The 24,518-nt window shown below is 37.9% G+C and carries 30 protein-coding genes and 1 other annotated feature; of the genes, 20 read left to right on the top strand and 10 right to left on the bottom strand.

Annotated features, from left to right (window positions below):
* Positions 1 to 10 precede the first annotated feature (10 nt).
* On the top strand, positions 11 to 937 hold the full coding sequence (locus AC2TFD_RS22900) for an ABC transporter ATP-binding protein (protein WP_335568505.1): 927 nt from the start codon (positions 11 to 13) through the stop codon (positions 935 to 937).
* Positions 930 to 1,880 carry an ABC transporter permease gene (locus tag AC2TFD_RS22895; RefSeq protein ID WP_335511910.1) on the top strand — a complete coding sequence of 317 codons (951 nt, stop codon included), beginning with the start codon at positions 930 to 932 and terminating at the stop codon, positions 1,878 to 1,880. The genes AC2TFD_RS22900 and AC2TFD_RS22895 overlap by 8 nt, the downstream gene beginning before the upstream one ends.
* 28 nt (positions 1,881 to 1,908) lie before the next feature.
* On the opposite strand, the gene AC2TFD_RS22890 is transcribed toward AC2TFD_RS22895, so the two are convergent.
* The gene (locus AC2TFD_RS22890) at positions 1,909 to 3,180 is read right to left on the bottom strand and encodes a replication-associated recombination protein A (protein WP_335511908.1); all 1,272 of its coding nucleotides are present in this window, start codon (positions 3,178 to 3,180) and stop codon (positions 1,909 to 1,911) included.
* A gap of 151 nt (positions 3,181 to 3,331) precedes the next feature.
* Here AC2TFD_RS22890 and cymR point away from each other — a divergent pair, with 151 nt between their 5' ends.
* From cymR to AC2TFD_RS22860, 6 genes are all read left to right on the top strand, one after another.
* Positions 3,332 to 3,751, top strand: a complete 420-nt coding sequence (gene cymR / locus AC2TFD_RS22885; RefSeq protein WP_335568504.1) for a cysteine metabolism transcriptional regulator CymR — start codon at positions 3,332 to 3,334, stop codon at positions 3,749 to 3,751.
* A 193-nt stretch (positions 3,752 to 3,944) separates the two neighbouring features.
* Positions 3,945 to 5,087: a cysteine desulfurase family protein gene (locus AC2TFD_RS22880; RefSeq protein WP_335568526.1), complete on the top strand. Its 1,143-nt coding sequence runs from the start codon at positions 3,945 to 3,947 to the stop codon at positions 5,085 to 5,087.
* A gap of 36 nt (positions 5,088 to 5,123) precedes the next feature.
* Positions 5,124 to 6,242 (top strand): tRNA 2-thiouridine(34) synthase MnmA, encoded by a 1,119-nt coding sequence (mnmA, locus tag AC2TFD_RS22875; RefSeq protein ID WP_335510447.1) that lies wholly within the window; start codon positions 5,124 to 5,126, stop codon positions 6,240 to 6,242.
* A gap of 249 nt (positions 6,243 to 6,491) precedes the next feature.
* On the top strand, positions 6,492 to 7,145 hold the full coding sequence (locus AC2TFD_RS22870) for a tetratricopeptide repeat protein (protein ID WP_335568503.1): 654 nt from the start codon (positions 6,492 to 6,494) through the stop codon (positions 7,143 to 7,145).
* Positions 7,146 to 7,178: 33 nt separating this feature from the next.
* Positions 7,179 to 9,578 carry an SF1B family DNA helicase RecD2 gene (recD2, locus tag AC2TFD_RS22865; protein WP_335510451.1) on the top strand — a complete coding sequence of 800 codons (2,400 nt, stop codon included), beginning with the start codon at positions 7,179 to 7,181 and terminating at the stop codon, positions 9,576 to 9,578.
* A gap of 52 nt (positions 9,579 to 9,630) precedes the next feature.
* A complete protein-coding gene (locus tag AC2TFD_RS22860; protein ID WP_335510453.1) occupies positions 9,631 to 9,777 on the top strand; it encodes a hypothetical protein in 147 nt (48 codons plus the stop codon).
* Positions 9,778 to 9,864: 87 nt separating this feature from the next.
* On the opposite strand, the gene AC2TFD_RS22855 is transcribed toward AC2TFD_RS22860, so the two are convergent.
* The 8 genes from AC2TFD_RS22855 to AC2TFD_RS22820 form a co-directional block, all read right to left on the bottom strand.
* Positions 9,865 to 10,062 (bottom strand): cysteine-rich CWC family protein, encoded by a 198-nt coding sequence (locus AC2TFD_RS22855; protein ID WP_335510455.1) that lies wholly within the window; start codon positions 10,060 to 10,062, stop codon positions 9,865 to 9,867.
* 447 nt (positions 10,063 to 10,509) lie between these two features.
* Positions 10,510 to 11,064, bottom strand: a complete 555-nt coding sequence (locus tag AC2TFD_RS22850; RefSeq protein WP_484674027.1) for a hypothetical protein — start codon at positions 11,062 to 11,064, stop codon at positions 10,510 to 10,512.
* Between the two features lie 166 nt (positions 11,065 to 11,230).
* Positions 11,231 to 11,341, bottom strand: a complete 111-nt coding sequence (locus AC2TFD_RS22845) for a YjcZ family sporulation protein (protein ID WP_335510461.1) — start codon at positions 11,339 to 11,341, stop codon at positions 11,231 to 11,233.
* 518 nt (positions 11,342 to 11,859) lie between these two features.
* A complete protein-coding gene (locus tag AC2TFD_RS22840; protein ID WP_335568501.1) occupies positions 11,860 to 12,033 on the bottom strand; it encodes a hypothetical protein in 174 nt (57 codons plus the stop codon).
* An 81-nt stretch (positions 12,034 to 12,114) separates the two neighbouring features.
* Positions 12,115 to 12,231 carry a YjcZ family sporulation protein gene (locus AC2TFD_RS22835; RefSeq protein WP_335510463.1) on the bottom strand — a complete coding sequence of 39 codons (117 nt, stop codon included), beginning with the start codon at positions 12,229 to 12,231 and terminating at the stop codon, positions 12,115 to 12,117.
* A 64-nt stretch (positions 12,232 to 12,295) separates the two neighbouring features.
* On the bottom strand, positions 12,296 to 12,424 hold the full coding sequence (locus AC2TFD_RS22830) for a YjcZ family sporulation protein (protein WP_335568500.1): 129 nt from the start codon (positions 12,422 to 12,424) through the stop codon (positions 12,296 to 12,298).
* A 512-nt stretch (positions 12,425 to 12,936) separates the two neighbouring features.
* Positions 12,937 to 13,227: a hypothetical protein gene (locus AC2TFD_RS22825; protein WP_335568499.1), complete on the bottom strand. Its 291-nt coding sequence runs from the start codon at positions 13,225 to 13,227 to the stop codon at positions 12,937 to 12,939.
* Between the two features lie 251 nt (positions 13,228 to 13,478).
* Positions 13,479 to 13,577, bottom strand: a complete 99-nt coding sequence (locus tag AC2TFD_RS22820; RefSeq protein ID WP_335568498.1) for a YjcZ family sporulation protein — start codon at positions 13,575 to 13,577, stop codon at positions 13,479 to 13,481.
* A gap of 229 nt (positions 13,578 to 13,806) precedes the next feature.
* Between AC2TFD_RS22820 and AC2TFD_RS22815 the strand changes: the two genes are divergently transcribed.
* Positions 13,807 to 14,046, top strand: a complete 240-nt coding sequence (locus AC2TFD_RS22815) for a hypothetical protein (RefSeq protein WP_484674026.1) — start codon at positions 13,807 to 13,809, stop codon at positions 14,044 to 14,046.
* A gap of 169 nt (positions 14,047 to 14,215) precedes the next feature.
* Here AC2TFD_RS22815 and AC2TFD_RS22810 read toward each other — a convergent pair whose 3' ends face one another.
* On the bottom strand, positions 14,216 to 14,806 hold the full coding sequence (locus AC2TFD_RS22810; protein WP_484674025.1) for a DedA family protein: 591 nt from the start codon (positions 14,804 to 14,806) through the stop codon (positions 14,216 to 14,218).
* A gap of 360 nt (positions 14,807 to 15,166) precedes the next feature.
* Here AC2TFD_RS22810 and AC2TFD_RS22805 point away from each other — a divergent pair, with 360 nt between their 5' ends.
* The 11 genes from AC2TFD_RS22805 to AC2TFD_RS22755 all read left to right on the top strand — a co-directional run bounded on the left by AC2TFD_RS22805 (position 15,167) and on the right by AC2TFD_RS22755 (position 24,372).
* Positions 15,167 to 15,643, top strand: coding sequence for a PRC-barrel domain-containing protein (locus AC2TFD_RS22805; protein WP_335568497.1), 477 nt, complete (start codon positions 15,167 to 15,169; stop codon positions 15,641 to 15,643).
* 11 nt (positions 15,644 to 15,654) lie between these two features.
* Positions 15,655 to 15,846, top strand: coding sequence for a hypothetical protein (locus AC2TFD_RS22800; RefSeq protein WP_289343267.1), 192 nt, complete (start codon positions 15,655 to 15,657; stop codon positions 15,844 to 15,846).
* 79 nt (positions 15,847 to 15,925) lie between these two features.
* Positions 15,926 to 16,060, top strand: a complete 135-nt coding sequence (locus tag AC2TFD_RS22795; protein WP_335509846.1) for a YrzQ family protein — start codon at positions 15,926 to 15,928, stop codon at positions 16,058 to 16,060.
* 90 nt (positions 16,061 to 16,150) lie between these two features.
* A complete protein-coding gene (locus AC2TFD_RS22790) occupies positions 16,151 to 17,230 on the top strand; it encodes an AI-2E family transporter (protein ID WP_335568496.1) in 1,080 nt (359 codons plus the stop codon).
* A gap of 62 nt (positions 17,231 to 17,292) precedes the next feature.
* Positions 17,293 to 17,509: a binding site (T-box leader), on the top strand.
* Between the two features lie 84 nt (positions 17,510 to 17,593).
* On the top strand, positions 17,594 to 20,227 hold the full coding sequence (gene alaS / locus AC2TFD_RS22785) for an alanine--tRNA ligase (protein WP_484674024.1): 2,634 nt from the start codon (positions 17,594 to 17,596) through the stop codon (positions 20,225 to 20,227).
* A gap of 84 nt (positions 20,228 to 20,311) precedes the next feature.
* The gene (locus AC2TFD_RS22780) at positions 20,312 to 20,578 is read left to right on the top strand and encodes an IreB family regulatory phosphoprotein (RefSeq protein WP_045517822.1); all 267 of its coding nucleotides are present in this window, start codon (positions 20,312 to 20,314) and stop codon (positions 20,576 to 20,578) included.
* 3 nt (positions 20,579 to 20,581) lie between these two features.
* Complete coding sequence (gene ruvX / locus AC2TFD_RS22775) at positions 20,582 to 20,998, top strand: Holliday junction resolvase RuvX (RefSeq protein WP_335509838.1); 417 nt, start codon at positions 20,582 to 20,584, stop codon at positions 20,996 to 20,998.
* 13 nt (positions 20,999 to 21,011) lie between these two features.
* Positions 21,012 to 21,302 carry a DUF1292 domain-containing protein gene (locus AC2TFD_RS22770; protein ID WP_335509836.1) on the top strand — a complete coding sequence of 97 codons (291 nt, stop codon included), beginning with the start codon at positions 21,012 to 21,014 and terminating at the stop codon, positions 21,300 to 21,302.
* A 188-nt stretch (positions 21,303 to 21,490) separates the two neighbouring features.
* Positions 21,491 to 22,624, top strand: a complete 1,134-nt coding sequence (gene mltG / locus AC2TFD_RS22765) for an endolytic transglycosylase MltG (protein ID WP_335568494.1) — start codon at positions 21,491 to 21,493, stop codon at positions 22,622 to 22,624.
* Positions 22,625 to 22,788: 164 nt separating this feature from the next.
* On the top strand, positions 22,789 to 23,436 hold the full coding sequence (locus tag AC2TFD_RS22760; protein WP_335568493.1) for an O-methyltransferase: 648 nt from the start codon (positions 22,789 to 22,791) through the stop codon (positions 23,434 to 23,436).
* Positions 23,437 to 23,442: 6 nt separating this feature from the next.
* Positions 23,443 to 24,372 carry a peptidase U32 family protein gene (locus AC2TFD_RS22755; RefSeq protein ID WP_484674023.1) on the top strand — a complete coding sequence of 310 codons (930 nt, stop codon included), beginning with the start codon at positions 23,443 to 23,445 and terminating at the stop codon, positions 24,370 to 24,372.
* The last annotated feature ends 146 nt before the right edge of the window (positions 24,373 to 24,518 follow it).

The following is a 24,518-nucleotide window of genomic DNA, read 5'->3' as shown; positions in this document are numbered from 1 at the left end:
GGGAGTTTTCTTGGAATCTATCGTCGTTATCAAGGATTTAACAAAAGTAATAAAAGGCAGAACCATTATAGATAACATTAGTTTCAACGTAAATAAAGGGGAAGTCTTTGGATTTTTAGGCCCAAATGGAGCTGGTAAAACGACTACCATTCGAATGATTGTTGGTCTTATGAGTATTACATCAGGAGACATTACAATCGGCGGTGCGAGCATCAAAACCAAGTTCGAAGACGCTGTTAGACATGTCGGTGCCATTGTTGAAAATCCGGAAATGTACAAATTTCTAAGCGGCTATCAAAACCTAGTCCACTACGCGCGGATGGTAAGAGGGATATCAAAGGAAAAAATTGATGAGACAGTTAAACTTGTGGGATTATCTGACCGGATCCACGATAAAGTAAAAACCTACTCCCTAGGAATGCGGCAAAGATTGGGTTTGGCTCAATGTCTTTTACATGATCCCAAAGTGTTAATTTTGGATGAGCCCACAAATGGCCTGGACCCTGCAGGGATAAGAGAAATACGTGATTATATCCGTCTCTTGGCAAGGGAAAAGGGGATGGCCGTGATTGTCTCCAGCCACATCCTTTCAGAAATGGAAATGATGTGTGACCGAATTGGAATTATTCAAAATGGGCGTCTCATTGATGTCCAAATGGTACAAGAATTCGTGCATAGTAATACTGCAAGTTTTGAATTTGACGCGATACCAAGTGAAAAGGCGTTAGACCTTGTCCGTGCAACCTTTCCGAATGTCCCAGTAACCCATTCACGAAATGGTATAACGTTGGAACTTCCTAAAAAAGAAGTACCTGAAATGGTTAAACTGTTCGTGGAAGAGGATATTCAAGTGTTTGGCATTAAAGAAGTTTCCAAAACATTAGAAGACCGCTTCCTTGAAGTGACGTCAGATAAGGGGGCGTCTGACCATGATTAACTTGATTCGGAATGAATTAATGAAGATTTTCAGAAGACCTGGTACATATGTAATGATTGCGATACTATTGATAATTATTTCGGTAACGGGCGTTTTTATGAAGTATAATTTGGTCGAAGAAGAGCCTAATGTGACGGAAAACTGGAAGCCGGTACTTCAGCAGGAAAATGAAGCGTTGAAAAAACAGTTAGAATCAAGTTCCTTTAAAACGGAGCAGGATTACTATAAAAAACAAATTGCAATCAATGAATATCGAATAGAGAATGATATTCCCTTTAGAGAAAAGTATAATATCTGGTCCTTTGTAAAGGACAATTCTGAGCTTATTTTACTCGCAGGACTATTTACGATTGTCATTTCAGCAGGAATTGTTGCCAGTGAATTTAATTGGGGGACGATTAAGCTGCTGCTCATCCGTCCAATTAATCGAAGCAAGATATTATTATCAAAGTACTTAACCGTATTATTGTTTGCTTTGATCATGGTAGGGCTTTTATTTGGCTTTTCCGCATTGCTTGGGGCAATGCTATTTGGATTGCCAGACCAAACACTGCCTTATTTGAATTATTTAAATGGGAAAGTGACCGAGCAGCACATTGTACTCCACCTGCTCGTTTACTATGGTCTAGGGTCGATTGAAATGATTATGCTGACTACTATGGCATTTATGATTTCATCTGTCTTCCGAAATAGTTCACTGGCGATTGGGTTATCGTTGTTTTTAATGTTTACCGGGGGACAATTCACTGCACTATTGTCAATGAAGTTTGATTGGGCAAAATATATTTTATTTGCGAATACGAATTTAATGCAATATATTGAGGGAGCCCCGCTGTTAGAGGGGATGACGATGTCATTCTCGATTATCGTGTTAATTATTTACTACGTGATCTTTCAGTTTTTGGCGTTCTACGTCTTTAATAAAAGAGATATTGACGCATAAAAATAACCTTTGGGACCCCTCCCAAAGGTTATTTTTTGCGAATAAGTTTTTCGTAAACGACAGCAAGTGCCTGTTCAAATTTACCTGTTTTCTTTGGCTTGTAATATTGTTTGTTCTTCAATTTGTTCGGCAAATACTGCTGTGGAACCCAGCCTGATTCATAATCATGCGGGTATAAATAGCCGATTCCTCTGCCAAGCTCTTTTGCGCCTTTGTAATGAGCATCACGTAAATGATCGGGTACCTCACCAATGATCCCCTTTTGGATATCAGCAATTGCCTCACCTATTGCGATGACCGCTGAATTGGATTTGGGTGACAAACAAAGCTCAATCACAGCGTTTGCCAGCGGAATCCTTGCTTCAGGAAAACCAATTCTTTCTGCGGTTTCAATCGCTGCCAGCGTTCTAGCACCTGCCTGCGGGCTGGCTAGACCTATATCCTCGTAGGCAATCACGAGTAACCGTCTGCTAATGCTTTGAAGGTCTCCAGCTTCAATTAATCTTCCTAGATAATGGAGTGCAGCATTCACATCGCTGCCGCGTATCGATTTTTGAAAGGCAGATAATACATCATAATGCCCATCACCATCTTTATCTGAACCAAAGCTTTTTTTCTGCATGCATTCTTCTGCTGTTTTTATTTCAATATGGATAACTTCTTCCTCATCTTTGTCGGTTGAAAGAACAGCAAGTTCAAGTGCATTTAAAGAACTACGAACGTCTCCATTTGAAGCTGTAGCAAAATGAATTAATGCTTCTTCCGAAATATTGATTTTCAGATTTCCAAACCCACGTTCTTCATCTTCAATGGCACGGGTTAGAGCATGCTTAATTTCATCTGGAGTTAACGGCTTTAGTTCGAAAATTTGACACCTGCTGCGGATAGCAGGATTAATGGCATGATACGGGTTACTTGTTGTTGCACCAATGAGCGTGATCATTCCATTTTCTAAAAAAGGTAATAGGAAATCTTGTTTACCTTTATCGAGGCGATGGACTTCATCAAGGAGCAGAATCACTTTCCCAGACATTTTCGCCTCCGCAGCAACGATTTCCATGTCTTTCTTATTACTTGTGACAGCGTTAAGTGTTCGAAAGGCATATTTTGTACTTCCGGCAATCGCACTGGCTATGGATGTTTTACCAATACCAGGCGGTCCATATAAAATCATCGATGTCAGCTGTTTAGCTTTCACCATTCTGGCAATAATCTTATCATCGGCCACTAGGTGCTGCTGTCCAACGACTTCTTCAATTGTTCTAGGCCGCATTCGAAATGCTAGTGGCTTTTGCTGCATCATCATCTCTCCAACTAAATATAAACTTATGGTATAACTCTACCATTTTTTCGCGAAAAAGCATATTAAAGTACAATATGATATAATAGCTAATGCCTATCAAATTACTTAGAATTTAAAGATATAAAATATAAATAGAGGTGCATAAAAAATGAGAATTTCTACTAAAGGCCGGTATGGTTTAACGATTATGATTGAACTGGCAAAAAATCAAGGGGAGGGGCCAACATCCCTAAAATCGATCGCCCAAGCCAACGACTTATCCGAACATTATCTTGAACAATTAATAGCTCCCCTAAGAAACGCAGGATTGGTTAAAAGTATAAGAGGTGCTTATGGTGGATATATATTAGCAAATTCACCTTCAAAAATTACTGCCGGTGATGTCATACGTGTACTAGAAGGACCCATAACTTTGGTTGAAGGGATTGAGGATGAAGGACAAGCTCAACGGGAGCTTTGGATTCGTATCCGCGATGCCATAAAGTCTGTTCTCGATCATACTACTCTCGAAGATCTTGCAAGTCATAGTGATGATGCGGAAGTCGACGGTTATATGTTTTACATTTAGGCTGTTTTCCTGAAGATTGTTGTTAAAATCTTAAAGCCGATTTTAACGCGGAAAAAGCTATTTTGTGCTTATGAATTTTGTTTGCAGTCTCTTTTCTTATAAATTTTGTTCCATAAAGCAATACTGGTAAAGAAAAGAGCCTTTTTTAATGTTAACAGTAGAAAAGAGAATTATTTTGAATGAAGGTGTAATGATGGAACGAATCTATCTTGACCATGCTGCGACAACTCCGATGCACCCCCAGGTAATTGAAAAAATGATGGAGATTATGAATACGAACTTTGGTAATCCATCGAGTATTCATTCTTTTGGCAGGGAAGCACGTCACTATATTGACTTAGCACGAGAAACGCTGGCTAAGAGTATTGGTGCAAGGGAAAATGAGATTATATTTACAAGCGGCGGTACGGAATCCGATAATATGGCATTATTTGGTGTGGCTGAAAACTATCAGGATAAAGGCAAACACATAATAACAACTGAGGTTGAACACCATGCTGTCCTGCATGCATGTCAACGATTAGAAAAAATGGGCTATGATGTAACCTATTTACAGGTGGATCAAACAGGTAGAATTTCAGTTGAAGATCTTCAAAGGGAATTAAGGGAAGATACCATCTTGGTTTCTATTATGTACGGGAATAATGAAGTGGGAGCCATCCAGCCTATTAAGGAGATTGGCGAGCTGTTAAAATCTCATCAGGCTCTGTTTCACAGCGACGCTGTTCAAGCCTATGGAATCGAAGAAATCAACGTGGATGAACTCCAAGTGGATCTATTATCTGTTTCCGCTCATAAAGTCAATGGACCAAAAGGAACGGGTTTTCTTTATGTGCGTGACAAGGTTAAATTGGTACCTCGTGCCTACGGCGGGGAGCAGGAACGAAAAAGACGGGCGGGAACGGAAAATGTTGCTGCCATCGTTGGTTTTCAAGAAGCTGCAAAAATCGCTTCAGAAGACCGGGTAGTGAAGCGAGAAAAGTATCAAGAATTTAAGAATATCTTTTTAGAGGTTTTGACTGAAAAAAATGTAGACTTTTCCATAAACGGATTACTTGAACAATCATTGCCTCATGTATTAAACTTAAGCTTTCCGGGAACGAACGTGGAGGCGATGCTGGTAAATCTTGATTTAGCTGGAATTGCTGTTTCAAGTGGATCTGCCTGCACCGCTGGTTCGATTGAACCTTCACACGTCCTGGTTGCCATGTATGGTAAAGAATCAGAGCGATTAATCAATTCAATCCGTTTTAGCTTTGGTTTTAATACAACAGAAAACCAAATCATCAAAACAGCTGAAGAGATTGCAAGAATTGTTTCTCGTCTGAAAAAATAAATGTACCTTATTTTTATAGGGAAGAGGGGTGAAAAAATGGAAAAGAAGGATCCGAAAGATATACGAGTGGTGGTCGGTATGTCAGGAGGCGTTGACTCCTCCGTCGCGGCGCTGTTGTTAAAACAGCAAGGATATGATGTCATCGGGATTTTCATGAAAAACTGGGATGATACCGATGACACTGGATTTTGTACCGCAACAGAGGATTATAACGACGTTATCCGTGTCTGCAATCAAATTGGTATCCCATATTATGCCGTTAATTTCGAAAAGCAATATTGGGATAAGGTATTTACTTATTTTCTAGAAGAGTATAAGGCTGGACGGACGCCGAACCCAGACGTTATGTGTAATAAAGAAATAAAATTCAAAGCCTTCCTTGAGCATGCTGTAAATTTAGGGGCTGATTATCTAGCAACAGGCCACTATGCTCAAGTAGAATACCGTGACGGCGAATATAAAATGCTTCGTGGTAAAGATGAAAATAAGGACCAAACGTATTTCTTAAACCAATTAACGCAAGAGCAGTTAAGTAAAGTAATGTTCCCTATTGGTAATCTTGAGAAATCAAGAGTGCGTGAAATTGCCAAAGAGGCAAACCTCGCTACGGCGACGAAAAAAGACAGCACGGGTATTTGCTTCATTGGCGAGCGCAACTTTAAAGAGTTCCTTGGCCAATACTTACCAGCGCAGCCAGGAAACATGGAAACGATGGATGGCGAAGTAAAAGGGAAGCATGAAGGCTTGATGTACCATACCATCGGTCAGCGCCATGGTTTAGGAATCGGTGGTTCAGGTGAACCGTGGTTTGCGATTGGAAAAGACTTGAAAAGAAACATCCTTTATGTGGGACAAGGTTTTCATAATGAAAAGCTTTATTCCGACTCCATCATTGCTGATAATGTAAGCTGGGTTTCAAATCGGGAAAAACCAGCAGAGTTTAGCTGTACCGCTAAATTCCGCTATCGTCAGGAAGATAGTAAAGTAAGTGTGCAAATTTTAGAAGATAATAAAGTCAAAGTCATCTTTGACGAACCAATTCGTGCAGTTACTCCTGGACAAGCAGTAGTATTCTACAATGATGACGAATGTCTCGGCGGCGGTACCATCGATGAAGTCTATAAAAATGGGCAACGATTGACATATGTTGGATAATAAATGCCCTGATTCCTGCTGGAATCAGGGTTTTTTTGATTGAAAAATAGTTCCTTTAAGGATGTTTTTGGATTTTGGACAATTTTCAATAAGTTATGGATAAAATTCAGAGGGTTTTGGACAATTTCCAATAGGTTTTGGACAATTAGAAAAAAATTCCATAAAATCAATCCGAACAAGCTACCCAATCATATCCCAAATCTCACTAAAAAATGTTATACTCTACAATTAGAACGGAGTGATTTTAACATGGATAAAAACCAATTAGGTGTTCAATACATGCAAGAAGGCAAATGGGAAGATGCAGCAAAAATCTTTAATGAAGTAATTGAAGAAAACCCCAACGACCCAATTGCCTACATAAATTTTGGTAACGTGCTTTCCGCTGTCGGCGATGACGACAAAGCGTTGAAATTTTATGAAAAAGCGATTCAGCTGGATGAAAATGCAGCAGCGGCTTACTATAGTACTGGTACAATTTATTTTAGTAACGATCAGTTTGAAAAAGCCAAAAAAATGTTTGAAATGGCTATGAAAAAAGGGCTGCACTCTAGTGATAATTATTTCATGCTGGGACTAACCCTTTTACAAATGGATCAGGGGAAATTTGCACTTCCTTATTTACAAAGAAGCGTCGAGCTAAATGAAGACGATGTAGAAGCGCGTTTTCAATATGGTTTATGTCTGGCGCAGTTAGAATTAATTGATGAGGCGATTGTGCAATTAGAAAAATGCATTGAATTAGATGAGAACCATTCAGATGCCTATTATAATTTAGGTGTTTCCTATGCCTTTAAAGAGAATGGAAAAAAAGCAATTGACATGTTTAATAAAGCACTTGAGATCCAACCTGATCATCTTTTAGCAGGACATGCGAAAAAATTAATAGAAGCAGCAAAATAAACCTTCACAAAATAAAGAAAGGAGGAAGCACCCATGGATAAACAAAGCTCGCTTGATTTGTTTGCTGAACAAGGTAAGTTCGTAAAAGGGAAGCATCTTGTTACGATTTTTCATAACGAGCAAAATCTTTACACGGTATTACGAATTCGTGTGGAAGAGACGAATCATGAGTATGAGGATAAGGAAGCGGTTATCACCGGATATTTCCCAAAAATTCATGAGCATGAAACCTATATATTCTTTGGTGAATTTAAAGATCATCCGAAATTTGGCATGCAATTTCAAACAAAGCATTTTCGGAAAGATATCCCACAAACGAAGCAAGGGGTAGCGGCTTATTTATCAAGTGAATTGTTCAAGGGGATTGGGAAGAAAACCGCGGAAAACATTGTGGAAACACTAGGAGAAAATGCGATTACAAAAATTCTAAATCAACCCTCCTTACTTGATTCTGTCCCAAAGCTTCCTCCTGATAAAGCAAAAATGCTCTATGATACCTTAATGGAGCACCAAGGTTTAGAGCAGGTTATGGTTGCTTTAAACCAATACGGCTTTGGTCCGCAGCTTTCAATGAGAATGTATCAAACCTATAAGGATGAAACCCTGGATATTATCCAAAAGAATCCTTATAAGCTTGTAGAGGATATCGAGGGAATTGGATTTGGCCGGGCGGACGAGCTTGGCTATCAGCTTGGGATATCAGGAAATCATCCCGATCGGATAAAAGCTGCATGCCTTTATACACTCGAGAACGAAAGTATGCAGACTGGTCATGTTTATGTGCACGTCGAAGACCTGCTTGTACAGGTGAAGAATCTGTTAGAGGAAAATAAACGCGACCAAATTGAATTTACCGACATCTCAACTGAAATCTTAAAGCTAGAAGAAGAAGGGAAATTAGTCGGTGAGGAAAAGCGTGTTTATTTGCCATCCTTGTATTTTGCAGAAAAAGGACTTGTCACGAGTATAAACAAAATCTTGAAGCAAACAGAATATAACGAACAATTTCCTGAATCCGAATTTTTGCTAGCGTTAGGAAATCTTGAAGAAAGATTAAAGGTACAATATGCCCCTACGCAAAGGGAAGCGATTCAAACTGCTTTAATGTCTCCAATGCTTATCTTAACAGGTGGTCCTGGGACAGGGAAAACTACGGTTATAAAAGGAATTGTTGAGCTTTATGCGGAACTGCATGGATGCTCTTTAGAGCCGAAAGACTACGATAAAAAGGGTGAGCCCTTTCCTTTTTTACTTGCTGCTCCAACAGGAAGAGCAGCAAAAAGAATGAGTGAATCCACCGGTCTGCCTGCTGTAACGATTCATCGTTTACTTGGCTTTAATGGTATGGAAGAATTTGATCAAAGTGAGGCTAGTCCGCTAGAGGGGAAGATTCTGATTGTGGATGAAACCTCAATGCTTGATATATGGCTGGCAAATCAATTATTTAAAGCCTTGCCTGATACTATTCAAGTAATTCTTGTTGGGGACGAGGATCAGCTGCCGTCTGTGGGACCTGGTCAAGTGCTTAAGGATTTATTGAGATCAGAGGTAGTTCCTACGGTTAGATTAACAGATATCTACCGTCAGGCTGAAGGTTCTTCGATTATTGAACTCGCACATGATATTAAAAAGGGGTATTTGCCTCCGAATGTAACCATGAAGCAGCCAGACCGTTCGTTTATCAAATGTTCAACTGCTCAAATTCCTCAAGTTATTGAAAAGGTTGCTTTGAATGCGAAAGGTAAAGGATACTCAGCCAGGGATATTCAAGTCCTTGCACCCATGTATAGAGGACCAGCGGGTATTGACCGATTAAATGTATTATTACAAGAAATTTTTAATCCTAACCCGGATGGCACTCGTAAGGAACTTATATTTGGGGAAGTAAAATATCGTATTGGTGATAAAGTACTTCAGCTCGTCAACCAGCCCGAAAGTAATGTCTTTAACGGTGATATTGGAGAAATTATTTCAATTATTTATGCAAAGGAAAATACAGAGAAACAGGATATGGTATACATTTCCTTCGAAGGAAATGAAGTCGAATATTCAAGACAGGATTTAAATCAAATTACGCATGCTTATTGCTGTTCTGTACATAAGTCTCAGGGAAGTGAATTTCCGATCGTCATTCTGCCCATCACAAGAAGCTATTATCGGATGCTGCGAAGAAATCTCATCTATACAGCCATTACAAGGAGTAAACAGTCATTGATCCTATGCGGTGAAGAAGAAGCATTAAGGATGGGAATTGAACGAGCTGATGAACAAAGCAGACAAACCACTTTATCTCTAAAGCTTCAAGAAATGATTTCGGTGGAAAATTCCAATGAAGAACACGAGGACGAACTGACGTTATCGGCTGAGGAAAAGTTAATGCAGGTTCATCCAATGATTGGCATGGAAAACATTACACCTTATGATTTTTTGTAGGAGGGTAGAAAAATCAGCATATAGAGCATAAAGAATAGCTAGGAAGAAACATTTGGGCAATTCGAAGATTAAGGATATCGATGTCTTGGACAAACGCTTAGATTTGATCGGTGAAGAAATAGATCAGGAAAGAACCTTATATATTCAAGGCAAAAAAGGACCCAATGGCGTAACTAACTGGTTCTGTTACCTATCGTAAACATTAAAATGTAACTTAAAATGAGTGCCAAATTGTATATGAATTTGGCACTTATTTTTTATTGATATAAAGCAATTTGTGCGGAAATTACGCTAAAATTTGTTCTTCCTGAAATTTAATTAAACATTTTTTACATATGCAATCTATTCTTATATTTTCGAAAGGAACTAATTCAAAGATTTCTTTAGGGAATTCCTCCATATCACACCAACAATTGCCGTGTTCTCCAGCACCAGACATACATCCATTAACTTCCCCGCATATAGGGCAATATTTATTTGCCAATTAAATTCCCCTCCAATTGTGACACAATAATAGTCTTTTGTTATATTCTATTTCTTCTTTATACTACCTCATTTTTACTTTTTTGGATAAAAAACTTAACAAAACTAGTATAAAAATGCTGTAAGCACGATTATTGGCAAAATGTCATTATTGTGCTAAACAACCCTTACCTATCTGTATGAACATCTTCTTCTTGTTTGAAAAAAATCAGCGATTTCCTTAAACAATTTCTAAAAATAAAAAGCGTCTGCAATACATGCAAACGCCTCTTAGGAGGTTTATATATAGAGCTGGAGGGCTTACTAATAGCATATGCAATCAGAATAAATCTGAATGGGACAAGTGCTGATTAAAGTAATTTAAGATTTTGGCACTACGACTTGTCGAAAATCAACAAAAAATTTAACATATCCAATAACTAAATAACTCAATTCTTAAAGAAAGAAACTACTTTTTAAATTTTTTATACATTTTACTAAAAAAAGGTGCTGCTTCTTTAATTAAGGGTTTAAATTGTTTAGATGTTGCAACTATGGTATCAAAGGTTTCCATAAGCAGTCCAATATCAACATTGTTAATGAAATGTTCTATTTTATTCTGAGTGTTTTGAGTCTGTTTCTGTCTGTTTTGATGACCCGATACAGATTCCTTTCTTCTACGACCAAAAAACCAATCATCAACATTAAAATTTGATCTGGTATCAAGATTTGATCTGGTATCAAGATTTGATCTGGTATCAAGATTTGATCCGGTATCAAGATTTGATCTGGTATCAAGATTTGATCTGGTATCAAGATTTGATCTGGTATCAAGATTTGATCTGGTATTAAGATTTGATCTGGTATCGAAAGATAATTGTTCTTTTTGTTCCAGAATTTCTTGTGAAATATTTTCGCTTTCTTTGTAAGTTTCTCTTGATTTACGGTTTCCAAACATTAATCTTGAAAAAGGGTCCATTTCTCTATTGGACTTATGTTTTTGATTATGATCATTACCCTCCAACAACTTCTTCCTCCCCTCTTTAATACTCTGTTAGGTAAGCTATGATTAGTTGTGTATTCTTGTGTGGATGCAGCCCATTAATAAAATAAAAAAGAAAATAGAAGCGTCGGTTGACGCTTCATACACTAAAGAAGTAGTGTGTTTTGTTATGTGATCCTTTTACAGGTTAGTACCCGCTCATGAAACTCGCACCAACAATAATTAAAAGAATGAATAAAACCACGATTAGTGCGAAGTTGTTTCTAGATCCACCATCATATCCGCCTTCGTAAGACATAATGTATCACCACCTCTTTATAGAATCTATATATATTATGGAACGATGGTAAATCTGAAATGGACAAACATGGAATTTTGAATATATTAGTTCAATCATTTAAAGAAACACCTTTAAAACTACGGAATATGATTAAAGCAGTAGATAATGAGCCGAGCGCTGCTGAAAAATGTCTAATTATTTTCTTATTCAAGAAACGGGGCAGGATTGGTAAATAAAATCTTAAAGGAGATTTGCTAATGTTAAAGAATTTTACAACATAAGCTATTTTGTAAAAAGAAAAAAGGAGAAAGATGGAGTTATTATGGTGATAAAGGGAAGATTTATCTGTATGAACAAGATAATATTCCATTCAAAGAATATTTAATTATAAATCCACAGGATAAAACGGGAGTTTCATGCAATAAACAATTTGCAAAAAATTAAATGTGGATTTTTTATTTAACAACAGATGTTCTTTCTCTATAAAAAAAATGGCCCGTAGGCCTATGGAAACACTGTTTAAATTATTTGCTTAATTAGAATCCGCGTCTTCTTCTTCTCTCGATTTCAAACCGTCTTCTTCTCTCGATTTCGATTTCGATTTCAATAGGGAAAAACCGTCTCCGTCTCCGTCTCCGTCTTCTTCTCTCGATTTCGATTTCAATTTCAATGGGGAAAAACCTTCTTCGTCTAAATCCAAAAAATGGCATTTAATTCACCCTCCTTTCATTTTAGAATTCTCTATATAACAAAGGGCAGTTTAACTTAACCTGCCCTTTGTTCCGTACAATTTAGTAGCCACTCATAAAAGAAACTCCTACAATGATCAGTAGAATGAACAATACAACGACTAACGTCTTACCGTCACCATGTTCGTGTCTATGTTCGTGTCCATGCCTTTCACTCATTAATAACACCTCCAGTCAATGCTTAAATAGGATTTTACTTAGCCAAAATCTGCCGTTTGGTTTATTAAACCACGGCAAGAACGATAATCAATAGAATGAACAATACAACGATTAATACAAAGCTGCTGCCGCCATAACCACCGCCGTAGTCACCACCATCGTAGCCACCGCCGTATCCACATGATCCCCACATATTCTCTCACCACCTATTTATTGGAATATTCATTGAGAAAATACTTCTCTATGTATATATATTTTCTTAGGACAAGGGTTGATTGGACAAACATCTTCCTGTCTGAAAAAAATCAGCGATTTCCTTAAACAATTTCTAAAAATAAAAAAGCGTCTGCAATACATGCAAACGCCTCTTCGGAGGTATTTAAATAGGCTGGCGGGCTTAATAATATCATATGCACCCAGAATAAATCTGAATGGGACAAGTGCTGATTGTTAAAGCCAAGCCCCTAAAAAGGGCTTTTATTTTTATCTTTTGAAAAACGTCTGCAATACATCTAAATTATTAAAGAAAGAAACTATTTTTTAAATTTTTTTAAAATTTTACTAAAAAAAGTGTTGCTTCTTAATTAATGGTTTAAATTGTTTAGATGTTGCAACTATGGTATCAAAGGTTTCCATAAGCAGTCCAATATCAACATTGTTAATGAAATGTTCTATTTTATTCTGAGTGTTTTGAGTCTGTTTCCGTCAGTTTTGATAACCCGATACAGATTCCTTTCTTCTACGTCCAAAAAACCAGTCATCAACATTAAAATTTGATCTGGTATCAAGATTTGATCTGGTATCAAGATTTGATCTGGTATCAAGAGTTGATCTGGTATCAAAAGATAATTGTTCTTTTTGTTCCGGGATTTCTTGTGAAATATTTTCACTTTCTTTGTAAGTTTCCCTGGGTTTACGGTTTCCAAACATTAATCTTGAAAAAGGGTCCATTTCTTTATTGGACTTATGTGTTTGATTATTATCAATACCCTCCAACAACTTCTTCCTCCTCTCTTTAATACTCTTTTAGATAAGCTATGATTAGTTGTGTATTCTTGTGTGGATGCAGCCCATTAATAGTGTATGAAGTAATCTAAACAAGGCAAAAATCAGCATGGGTCTCTTTTTTCTTCGTAATAAAAAATCTAATGTGGATTACTAAATAAAAAAGAAAATAGAAGCGTCGGTTGACGCTTCTATACACTAAAGAAGAAGTAGTGTGTTTTGTTATGTGTTCCTTTTACAGGTTAGTACCCGCTCATGAAACTCGCACCAACAATAATTAAAAGAATGAATAGAACCACGATTAGTACGAAGTTGTTTCTAGATCCACCATCATATGACATAATGTATCACCACCTCTTTATAGAATCTATATATTTTATGGAAATATGGTAAATCTGAAATGGACAAACATGGAATTTTGAAAGTTAATCATTCCTTCGTTATGATTTTGGTGTAATGCTGTTGGTAGGTATTTAGCATATTTTTAAACCACCTTCCTTAATGTCTAATCAATTGAAAAACACTAGTCATATGTTAGTTTGGAAAGAACTAATAGGAGGTGAATAAAATATGCCATTTTTTTCTCCCAATCCGGGAAGAAGACGATTCCCTTCAGGATCTAGGCAAAGGTTTGGACCACCTAATCATATGGGACAACAGCCTCGTCGTTTTTTTGCTCCAAATCAAAATCAACAAGCACCAACTTCTAAATTTAATGGATTAGGAACGATGATGGGACACGTGGGAAAAGTTACAAACGGAATTAATACGTTAAGGCAAATGGGATCAATTCTTAAGTTTTTTAAATAATTTTAAGTTGTCTTAGAAGCTGTTTTAAAGAAATCCTTGAATAACGGCTTCTTTTTTTATTTAAAAAATTTGGTTTAAAGGGATTCTTTTTACTTAAAGACGATCAATTATTAACCTTGAAGAGTCCGCTATTCAACACATAATGTGGGCAGCCATTTTTCTCCGCCTCTTAATTCTGCTTTTTTCTCCAATATAGATAAACCAATATCGCAATAATAATTACCAACAAAACTAAATACATGCTGTATTTTGATACATAAAGTCCAACTACATCCCATCTTTTTCCAAGTTCTCTACCTAATGTGATAAAAGTATAACTCCAAAGGATAGCACCAATGTAAGCATAAACAACGAATTTTCTAAAAGGGAACTTATTTAGCGTGGCAACATATGCAGTAAGGTGCCGTACGCCGGGAATAAAATAACCGAACAATATGAGTGGAGGCCCAATCTTTTCGAATAATTTATGTGTCTTATTGACCTTTTCTTCTGTAATGTAAATTTTCGGACCATACTTTTTTAATAAAGGTAATCCAAATCTATAACCAATGTAGTAACTGATAGAAATCCCTGCGGCAGAACCCACTACAGCGCTTATCAGAGAAATGATATAGGATAATTTGCCGTGGTATACGTTATAGCCAACATAGGTTAAAAGGACTTCATCAGGTATAGGAAGCCCAATAATTCCTCCGATTAACATGATAATGATGCCGAAGTAACCAAAATGCTCGATAAGATAATCAATGTGTTGTTCCACTTCAAAACCTCCTGAAGCAGTTCGCCAAAAATGAGAAGTCAAAATTCAGGTGACATTTTGTATATTTGCCAAAGCAAACGCTACTTTTAATATGACCAAAATAATGATTTCTTCTTTAGATAATACTGGCTAAACCAAAAGGATGTAAAGCAGAGGAACGTTCTACCCTATTTTTTTACATCTTACTTTTCTTTGTTAATCGCTTATACAGCAAAATAATAACTTGTTTAATCTTTCATTCATCTACACAAATTATGATTGGGTAGTTATCATTATTTCTACCCAATGGAAAACCTTTCTCCTTATGATTTTATGGTAAGTGAGTGAAACTATAAATGTTCACAGGAGGTGAGGCACTCTTTGCGAACATTTTCGTTATTAAAAGGTCAGCCAGTTTTTGATTCGAAGTCTGGGGCTAGAATTGGTGAAGTCACGGATTTATGTATCACGAATGAAGGGGTCGTAAAGGGCCTGATGGTTAAAAAAGGCGTTTTCTTCAAACAATCCTATTTTCTGGACATACAAGATGTAACATCGTTTGGCGGGGATGGGATCATGGTTGAAGATGATGATCACCTCAAAAAACGTAAAACAACTCCAGAATATACCCTTCACCATCAACACTCTTTAAATGGAAAAATGCTTATTTCTAAAAGCGGAGAGTCCCTTGGGTTGCTTAAGGATGTATATTTTCATGAAGAATTGGGCACAATCGTAGGGTACGAAATTACGGATGGTTTCTTTTCAGATATTACGGAAGGGAAGCAGATTATACAATCCGAGAAGCCCCCTGCAATCGGAAAGGATGCCATCATCGTAGACGTAAATCATACGTGAGGTGTCTTTTCATGCTTAAGTGTCCCAATTGTCAGAGCAAGGATATCGGGAAAATTGGAATAAACCAATACTATTGCTGGAATTGTTTTATTGAATTGTCTCTAGCCAAAGGCGTAATAAATACCCATCAAGTCGAAGAAGATGGTACACTCAGTTCATTAGATGACTTGTTTGAAGAAGAAGAACGTCGTTACACCATATAAAGTGGAAACACTTATGTACTGAAGGTAGACAGTAAGCACGTAACAAAAGCACTGTCAAACTACAGAAGAGGTGAGACGTATGAATAAAGTGATGACTTCCGTTGTGGCATTTGGGGTAGGCATGGCAGCATATAATCTTGCACAAAGAAACAACCTTATGTCTGAGCGTCAAATGAAAAGAATGTCAAGAAAAGTAAAGCGTGCTTTATTCTAAAAATTTATCCCCCTTATGATAGGGGGATTTTTGGTGTATAAATCCGATAACTGTCTCTAAGAATAAGTATGATAAGGAGGCAGTTTATCGGTGGAAATTCGTATTAAATGGTTTTATCGAATCGGATTTTTGCTTCTTTTACTTATTGCAATTTACGTTTTTTTAATTATTAGGTTTGTATGGTTACCCATTTTAAAAGCTGCATTGATAATCCTGCTCCCATTTCTTATTGGCGGGTTTATCACATATTTGCTTCATCCAATTGTTGAAAAGCTGAATGAAAAAGGCTTACATCGCGGGCTAGCAATTTTTTTAATCTATTTTCTTTTTTTTGGCGGGATTGGCTTTGGTATCTATAAAGGAATACCTGCATTTATTTCACAAGTCAGGGATCTTGCAGAAAGTGCTCCCATCCTTGCTGAACAATACCGAAACTGGATAAAGGAACTTCAAACACATACACGTGAATGGCCGGATGGTCTTCAAGAGCAAATTAATGAGGGAATCATGGGTTTTGAAAGGCGATTAGAATCTCTCTTGACTGTTATTGTAGATTCTTTATTAAACTTTTTGAATTTTGCTTTTGCGATCATGATTATCCCTTTTATTGCATTCTACATGTTAAAGGATTTTACGGTGATTAAAAGAGCCGTGTGGTATTTGACACCAAAATCATGGCGAAGAAAGGGAACTCGATTTCTTAGAGATATTGATGAATCGCTTGGAAGCTACATCAGAGGTCAGCTCCTAGTCTGTCTTATTATCGGCGGTCTTTCATCCCTGTTATTTTGGATTTTTCACTTAAAATATCCGTTACTATTAGGTCTAATCATTGGAGTCACGAACGTGATCCCTTATTTTGGACCGGTAATAGGTGCTGTACCCGCAGTCATTATTGCAGCAACCAGCTCCGTTAAATTAGTAATCATAACCATTGTCATTGTTTTTGGATTGCAATTTTTAGAAGGAAATATCTTGTCCCCCTATATAGTCGGAAAGAGTCTGCATATGCACCCGTTAATGATTATGGTTGCCTTAACGGCGGGTGGAGAAATTGGCGGGATACTTGGCATGATTCTAGCTGTCCCTGTTCTTGTAGTGCTGAAGGTCAGTATTCTTCATGCCAAAAATCATTTCATTCGTGAAAAGGTAAAGGAACCCGCACCATAATGCCTTTTCCGGATTGACAAACGTTTTTTGTGTAGCTATAATCCCTTTATAGAATATTTTGGATTAACATGTTGAAGGACCCTAGTATGTTGTAGTCCATCTTTAAGAGAGGAGCTTCCTTGGCTGTGAGAAGCTCTAGATGAAGGATAACAGAAGCTAGTCCAGAGTGCAGCTAACCACTGCCGTTTTTGCCGCGTTAAGGCAATTATTGAGAGATGAACACAGTCTTTTTGTGTTCATAATCAGGGTGGTACCGCGAGTAGAGCTCTCGTCCCTGTTCCGGTGAAGTTCCGCAAAAAGAAACTTCACCATGGGATGAGGGCTTTTTTGTGTTCTTTTTTAATAAGAGGGAGGTAGTAAAATATGAAATACCTAACAGGTTCAGAAATTCGTAAAATGTTTTTAGATTTTTTCCAGGAAAAAGGTCATGCTGTTGAGCCAAGTGCACCGCTTGTTCCACATGACGATCCATCTTTATTATGGATCAATAGTGGTGTTGCCACCTTGAAAAAATATTTCGACGGGCGCGTTATTCCAGATAATCCAAGGATTACCAATGCGCAAAAATCAATTCGTACCAACGATATTGAAAATGTCGGAAAAACGGCACGCCACCATACCTTCTTTGAAATGCTTGGAAACTTTTCCATTGGTGAATATTTTAAAGAAGAAGCGATTGAATGGGCTTGGGAATTTTTAACACATAAAAAATGGATTGGCTGGGACCCAGAACTTCTTTCCGTAACCATTCATCCAGAAGACCATGAAGCGTTTGACCTGTGGAATAAAAAAATCGGTATCCCCGAGGAGCGTATTATCCGTCTTGAAGGAAACTTCTGGGACATTGGCGAAGGTCCAAGTGGTCCGAATACCGAAATTTTCTATGATCGCGGTCCGGAGTATGGGGATGATCCCACAGATCCAGAATTATATCCTGGCGGTGAAAATGAGCGCTATTTAGAGGTGTGGAATCTTGTGTTTTCCCAGTTTAACCATAACCCGGATGGTACCTATACACCACTGCCAAAGAAAAACATTGATACTGGAATGGGTCTAGAAAGAATGGCCTCCGTGGTTCAAAATGTTCCTACAAACTTTGATACGGATTTATTTATTCCAATCATCAGGGCAACAGAAGAGCTTTCTGCCGTGAAGTATGGCACGGATAAAGAAAAGGATACGGCGTTTAAAGTGATCGCGGACCACATTCGTACTGTTGCCTTTGCAGTTGGAGACGGTGCATTACCTTCGAATGAAGGACGTGGGTATGTATTACGCCGGTTACTTCGCAGGGCCGTTCGTTATGCAAAGCAAATCAATATTAACCGTCCATTTATGTATGAGTTAGTTCCGGTTGTAGGAGAAATTATGCATGACTTCTATCCGGAGGTAAAGGACAAGACCGAGTTTATTCAAAAAGTCATTAAAAACGAAGAAGAGCGTTTCCACGAAACCTTACATGAAGGTTTATCAATCCTAGGAAATGTAATCAAAAAAGAAAAAGAAAAAGGCAGCAATACCATTTCTGGAAGTGATGTCTTCCGTCTTTATGATACGTATGGTTTCCCTGTTGAATTAACAGAGGAGTATGCAGAAGAAGAAGGAATGAAGCTGGATCACGCTGGTTTTGAAACAGAAATGGAATCGCAGCGTGAGCGTGCCCGTGCAGCTCGTCATGATGTCGGCAGCATGCAGGTACAAGGCGGAGTGCTTGGAGACATTAAAGCAGCAAGTGAGTTTGTTGGTTATGACCAGCTTCAAACAAACTCTAGCGTTGTTGCCATCATTAAAAATGGTGAGATAATCGATGAAGCATTTAGTGGAGATGAGGTCCAGCTTATTCTTGATGTAACACCATTTTATGCAGAAAGCGGCGGACAAATTGCTGACCGTGGAATGATTTATGGAGACGGTGTTGCTGCTAGCGTAAAAGATGTACAAAAAGCACCTAATGGTCAAAATCTTCATAAAGCATTCGTGGAGTCTGGGATTTTAAAGACAGACGCTAAAGTGACGGCAGAGGTTAATCAGGAAAATCGGGTACAAATTATTAAGAATCACACCGCTACTCACTTGCTTCATCAAGCATTAAAGGATGTACTGGGAACGCATGTTAACCAAGCAGGATCACTCGTGGAACCTGATCGTCTCCGTTTCGATTTCTCTCACTTTGGTCAAATAAAGCCAGAGGAATTGGAAGAAATTGAGAAGATTGTTAACGAACAAATTTGGAAGAATATCGAAGTGAATATTAGTTTAAAGCCAATTGCAGAAGCAAAAGCAATGGGTGCGATGGCTCTCTTTGGTGAAAAATACGGTGATATCGTTCGTGTGGTTAAAGTGGGCGATTACAGCCTAGAGCTTTGCGGCGGCTGTCATGTACCGAATACATCTGTTATCGGGCTGTTTAAAATTGTGTCTGAAAGCGGTATTGGTGCTGGTACAAGGAGAATTGAAGCTGTTACAGGTGAATCAGCTTATCAGCTGTTAAATGACCAAGTTGGTTCATTAAAGGACGCTGCAGACAAGTTAAAAACAAACCCTAAAGAAGTGGTAAACAGAATTGAAGCCCTAATGGCTGAAATAAAACAACTTCAACGTGAGAACGAATCACTTGCAGCTAAATTAGGCAATATTGAAGCAGGGAATCTCGTTTCGAAAGCAAAGCAAATCGACGGTGTCACGGTCTTGGCGGCGAAGGTTCAAGCAACTGACATGAATAACCTGCGAAATATGGCAGATGACTTGAAACAGAAAATTGGATCAGCTGTTATTCTTCTTGGAAGTGTGAATGAGGGGAAAGTCAATTTAATCGCAGCTGTGACGAAGGATTTAATGGATAAGGGATACCATGCTGGTAAATTAATTAAAGAGGTTGCAACACGATGCGGCGGGGGCGGCGGAGGTCGTCCAGATATGGCTCAGGCAGGTGGTAAAGATCCAGAAAAACTCGACTCTGCACTAAGATTCGTAGACGAATGGGTGAAATCGATTTGATAATGAGACAAAGTAGTGTAAAATGTAGATAAAATAGGTAATATTGGTAGATCTCTCCTCTACCAAAGATGCGAGGTGCGTTTGATGAGCTCATTTGATAAAACGATGAGGTTCAATTTTCCTGAAGAGCCTTTTGAACATGATGTAAACGATGTTCTTCTTCAAGTTTATGAAGCCTTACAGGAAAAAGGGTATAACCCAATTAATCAAATCGTCGGATACTTACTGTCTGGAGATCCTGCTTATATTCCCCGTCATCGAGACGCTAGGAATATCATTCGAAAGCTTGAGCGGGACGAAATTATTGAAGAATTGGTTAAATCCTATTTAAAACAACGACGTGAGGGTTAAGCAATGCGGATTATGGGATTAGATGTTGGCTCTAAGACAGTTGGTATTGCCATAAGCGACGAACTTGGCTGGACTGCACAGGGCCTCAAAACCCTCAAAATCGACGAAGAAAAAAATAAGTTTGGTTTTGATGAAATTGGTCAATTAATAAAAGAGTATGAAATTAGTCAGGTAGTCATCGGTCTGCCGAAAAACATGAATGGTTCTATTGGCCCGCGTGGTGAAGCAAGTAAACGATATGCTGAGGAAATTGAGAATCAGTTTTCAGTTTCAACGATTTTATGGGACGAGCGTTTAACCACAATGGCTGCAGAACGGGTTTTACTTGAAGCAGATGTCAGCCGTAAAAAGCGAAAAAAGGTCATTGATAAAATGGCTGCAATGATGATTTTACAAGGCTATCTTGATAGCAAAAATTAATGAGGTGACGTTAATGGAACACGGAGAAAATCAAATTACAATCGTAGATGAAAAAGGTAACGAACAATTATGTGAGGTACTTTTTACATTTGAATCAGAAGATTTTGGCAAGTCTTATGTTTTATTTCAACAGGTAGGGGAAGCGGAAAATGATGAAGAGGGTCCTGAGATTCATGCTTATGCTTTCAATCCAAATGATGAAGACGGAGAAGGCGAACTAATCCCAATCGAAACGGAAGAAGAATGGGATATGGTGGAAGAGATGCTCAATACCTTCTTTGATGAACAAGAAGACGAAGAATAAAATGTTGTGAAAACGATCCTGAAGAGGGATCGTTTTTTTATTTTTTTTGACTCTATTGAATGCGCTTTCGCAGAAAAATTGACATTTTTCGCTATTTATGCTGAAATAATATCTGATACGCATTTTATTAATTTGTAAAGAGAGTTTAAAAGATATATGTTTCACCGGCATATGGGAGGGGCAATTAGATGTCAACAGAAGAAACAAACTCGAAAAAAGAGATAATTCGAAAAAAAATGATTGAGCACCAAAGTGAAGCAAGAATTGTTCGTAAAATAGTTTTAACCATAACAATTTTAACCCTTTTAACCCTGGTGTTTATTGGTGGAGGGGGTTATCTCTATATCAAGTCAGCACTTCAGCCTGTTGACAAGGACAGTAAAGTACAAAAAAAGGTAGAAATTCCAATCGGTTCATCTGTTACCGGAATTTCTCAAAGATTAGAAGACAATGGGATCATTAAAAATGCTAAAGTCTTTAAGTACTATGTGAAATTTAAAAATGAAGCAGGTTTTATGGCTGGAGAATATGAACTGAGTCCCTCAATGGAGATTCCAGAAATTATTAATCGCTTAAAAACCGGTAAGGTACTGCAAAAAGCAGCGTTCCAGTTAACGATACCAGAGGGGAAACAGTTAAAGGAAATTGCTCAAATTATGGCAAAGGCTGTGAATTTACCAGAAGAGGAAGTTTTTAATCAATTAAATGATCAAACATTTATTCAAAAGATGATGGGGAAATATCCTGACTTATTAACATCAGACATTTTGAATCCTAACATAAAATATCCTCTTGAAGGATATTTATTTCCCGCCACCTATCCGTTTTATAAACAGAATCCAACTGTAGAAGAAATGGTTGTTACTATGCTAGATCAAACAAAAAAGGTGATAACACCCCTGCTTGCAGAATCTAGTAACGAGGAGTTGACGGCTCACCAGCTATTGACTATGTCCTCCTTAATAGAAGAGGAGGCAACGGAGCAAGCGGATCGTAAAAATATTTCGAGTGTATTTTATAACCGCATAGAACAGGGGATGCCTTTGCAAACAGACCCTACCGTTCTTTATGCACAAGGAAAACACAAGGAAAGAGTTTTATATGAGGATTTAGAAGTGAATTCGCCTTACAATACTTACAAAAATAAAGGTCTGCCGCCTGGACCGATCGCGAATGCAGGAAAAGAATCAATCGAAGCAGCAATGAGTCCTGCAGACACGAAATATTTATATTTCCTTGCTACGGGTGAAGGAAATGTACTTTTCAATACGACCTTGGATGAGCATAATGCCGATAAGGCGAAGTATATCACGAATAATTAATTTACCATGAAAGGAGAATGGTTTTCTTTCTTTCTCTTTTGTGGTAAAATAATTCAGTGTTTTATGAGCGAAAAAATAGCGTTTCTACGAACGCTATTTTTTCATGTCTAAAGAGCAGCATTATGGTTAGAATGTTTTAAAAGCTAGAGGCAGGTGATGGCAGTTTGTTGAATGATAAACTGCATTCTTATATTGAGGAATTAATTCCAGGACGTGAACCATTGTTGGTCGAAATGGAAAATTATGCGAAAGAAAATAAAGTACCGATTATGGAGCTCGTGGGAATTGAAGCTTTGCTGCAATTATTAAGGGTTCACAACTCAGAAAAAGTTCTTGAGGTAGGTACGGCAATTGGTTATTCTGCATTAAGGATGGCTCGTGCCCTTCCGAATGCATCGATTGTGACGATCGAAAGAGATTTAGATAGAATTCAGGTTGCGGAAGACTATATTGAGCGTTCTAAGCTTGGGGACCAAATTACTTTAATAAAAGGTGACGCGCTTGAAGTGGAGGAGCTTGTCCGTAATCAAGCACCATATGATGCTATCTTTGTTGACGCAGCAAAAGGACAATATCAAAAATTCTTTGAGATGTATTCGAAGTACTTAAAGGATGATGGAATCATCATAACCGATAATGTCCTATTCAAAGGACTCGTTACACTTACAGAATCTGATATTGAATCGAAGCGGATTCGTAACCTTGTGAAAAAAATAGATGGTTTTAACAAATGGCTGATGAAACACCCGGATTATCATACTGTCATTCTCCCTGTTGGAGATGGGATTGCCATTAGTAAAATGAAGAGGTGAATAGTGTTGAAAAAAACCGAATTATTAGTTACTCCATTAACAATCGACGATATTTCACCGCTGGCTGCTGCTGGTGCCGATGCATTTGTGATTGGTGAGCAGAGATATGGATTACGTTTAGCAGGTGAATTTGACCGTGATCAAGTTAGACAAGCTATTGAATTAGCACATGCACAGGGAAAGAAAGTGTATGTGGCAATCAATGCTATTTTTCATAATGAAAAAATGCCCGAGTTAAGTGATTATATTAAATTTGTTGATGAGGCAAAGGCTGATGGTATTGTTTTTGGGGACCCTGCAGTATTAATGACTGCTCGTGAAGTAGCACCAGATATGAAGCTTCATTGGAGCACGGAAACACTGGGGACGAATTGGTTTTCATGTAACTATTGGGGTCAAAAAGGCGCAAAAAGGGCTGTCCTTGCACGTGAAATTAATATGGATTCAATCGTTGAAATCAAAGAAAAAGCGGAAGTAGAAATAGAAGTACAGGTTCATGGTATGAGCTGTATGTTCCAATCAAAACGCTCCCTCTTAGGTAACTATTATGAGTTCCAGGGGAAAGCGATGGAGATTGAAAACCGCAAAATGGAAAAAAATATGTTTTTACATGATAAAGAAAGAGAAAATAAATATCCAATCTTTGAAGATGAGAATGGAACCCATATCATGAGTCCGAATGATATTTGTATCATCGATGAACTCCAGGAAATGTTAGAAGCTGGTGTCGACTCGTTTAAAATTGATGGGATCTTAAAGTCTTCAGACTATCTTCTTGCAGTAACAAAGGCGTATCGTGAAGCGATTGATTTATACTTTGAGGATCCAGAGCTATACGAGGACAAAAAAGATGAGCTGTTAGAGGCGATTGAAGAAATTCAGCCAGCTCACCGTAAACTAGATACAGGATTCTTTTTTAAAGAAACAGTTTATTAATAGAAAAGCGGAAGCGCCTTGCCCAAGGAAAAATGCAGTTGAATTTTTCCTTGGGGCGACAGGCATAAGACGAACCTTATTTATGGATTTGCTTATGACCCCAAGTCCCCTAGGCGCTGCAGCTAGACAATTAGGAGGGGTTCATT

Source organism: Neobacillus sp. plas4, from assembly GCF_057221695.1.
This window is presented reverse-complemented; position numbering and strand designations above follow the sequence as displayed.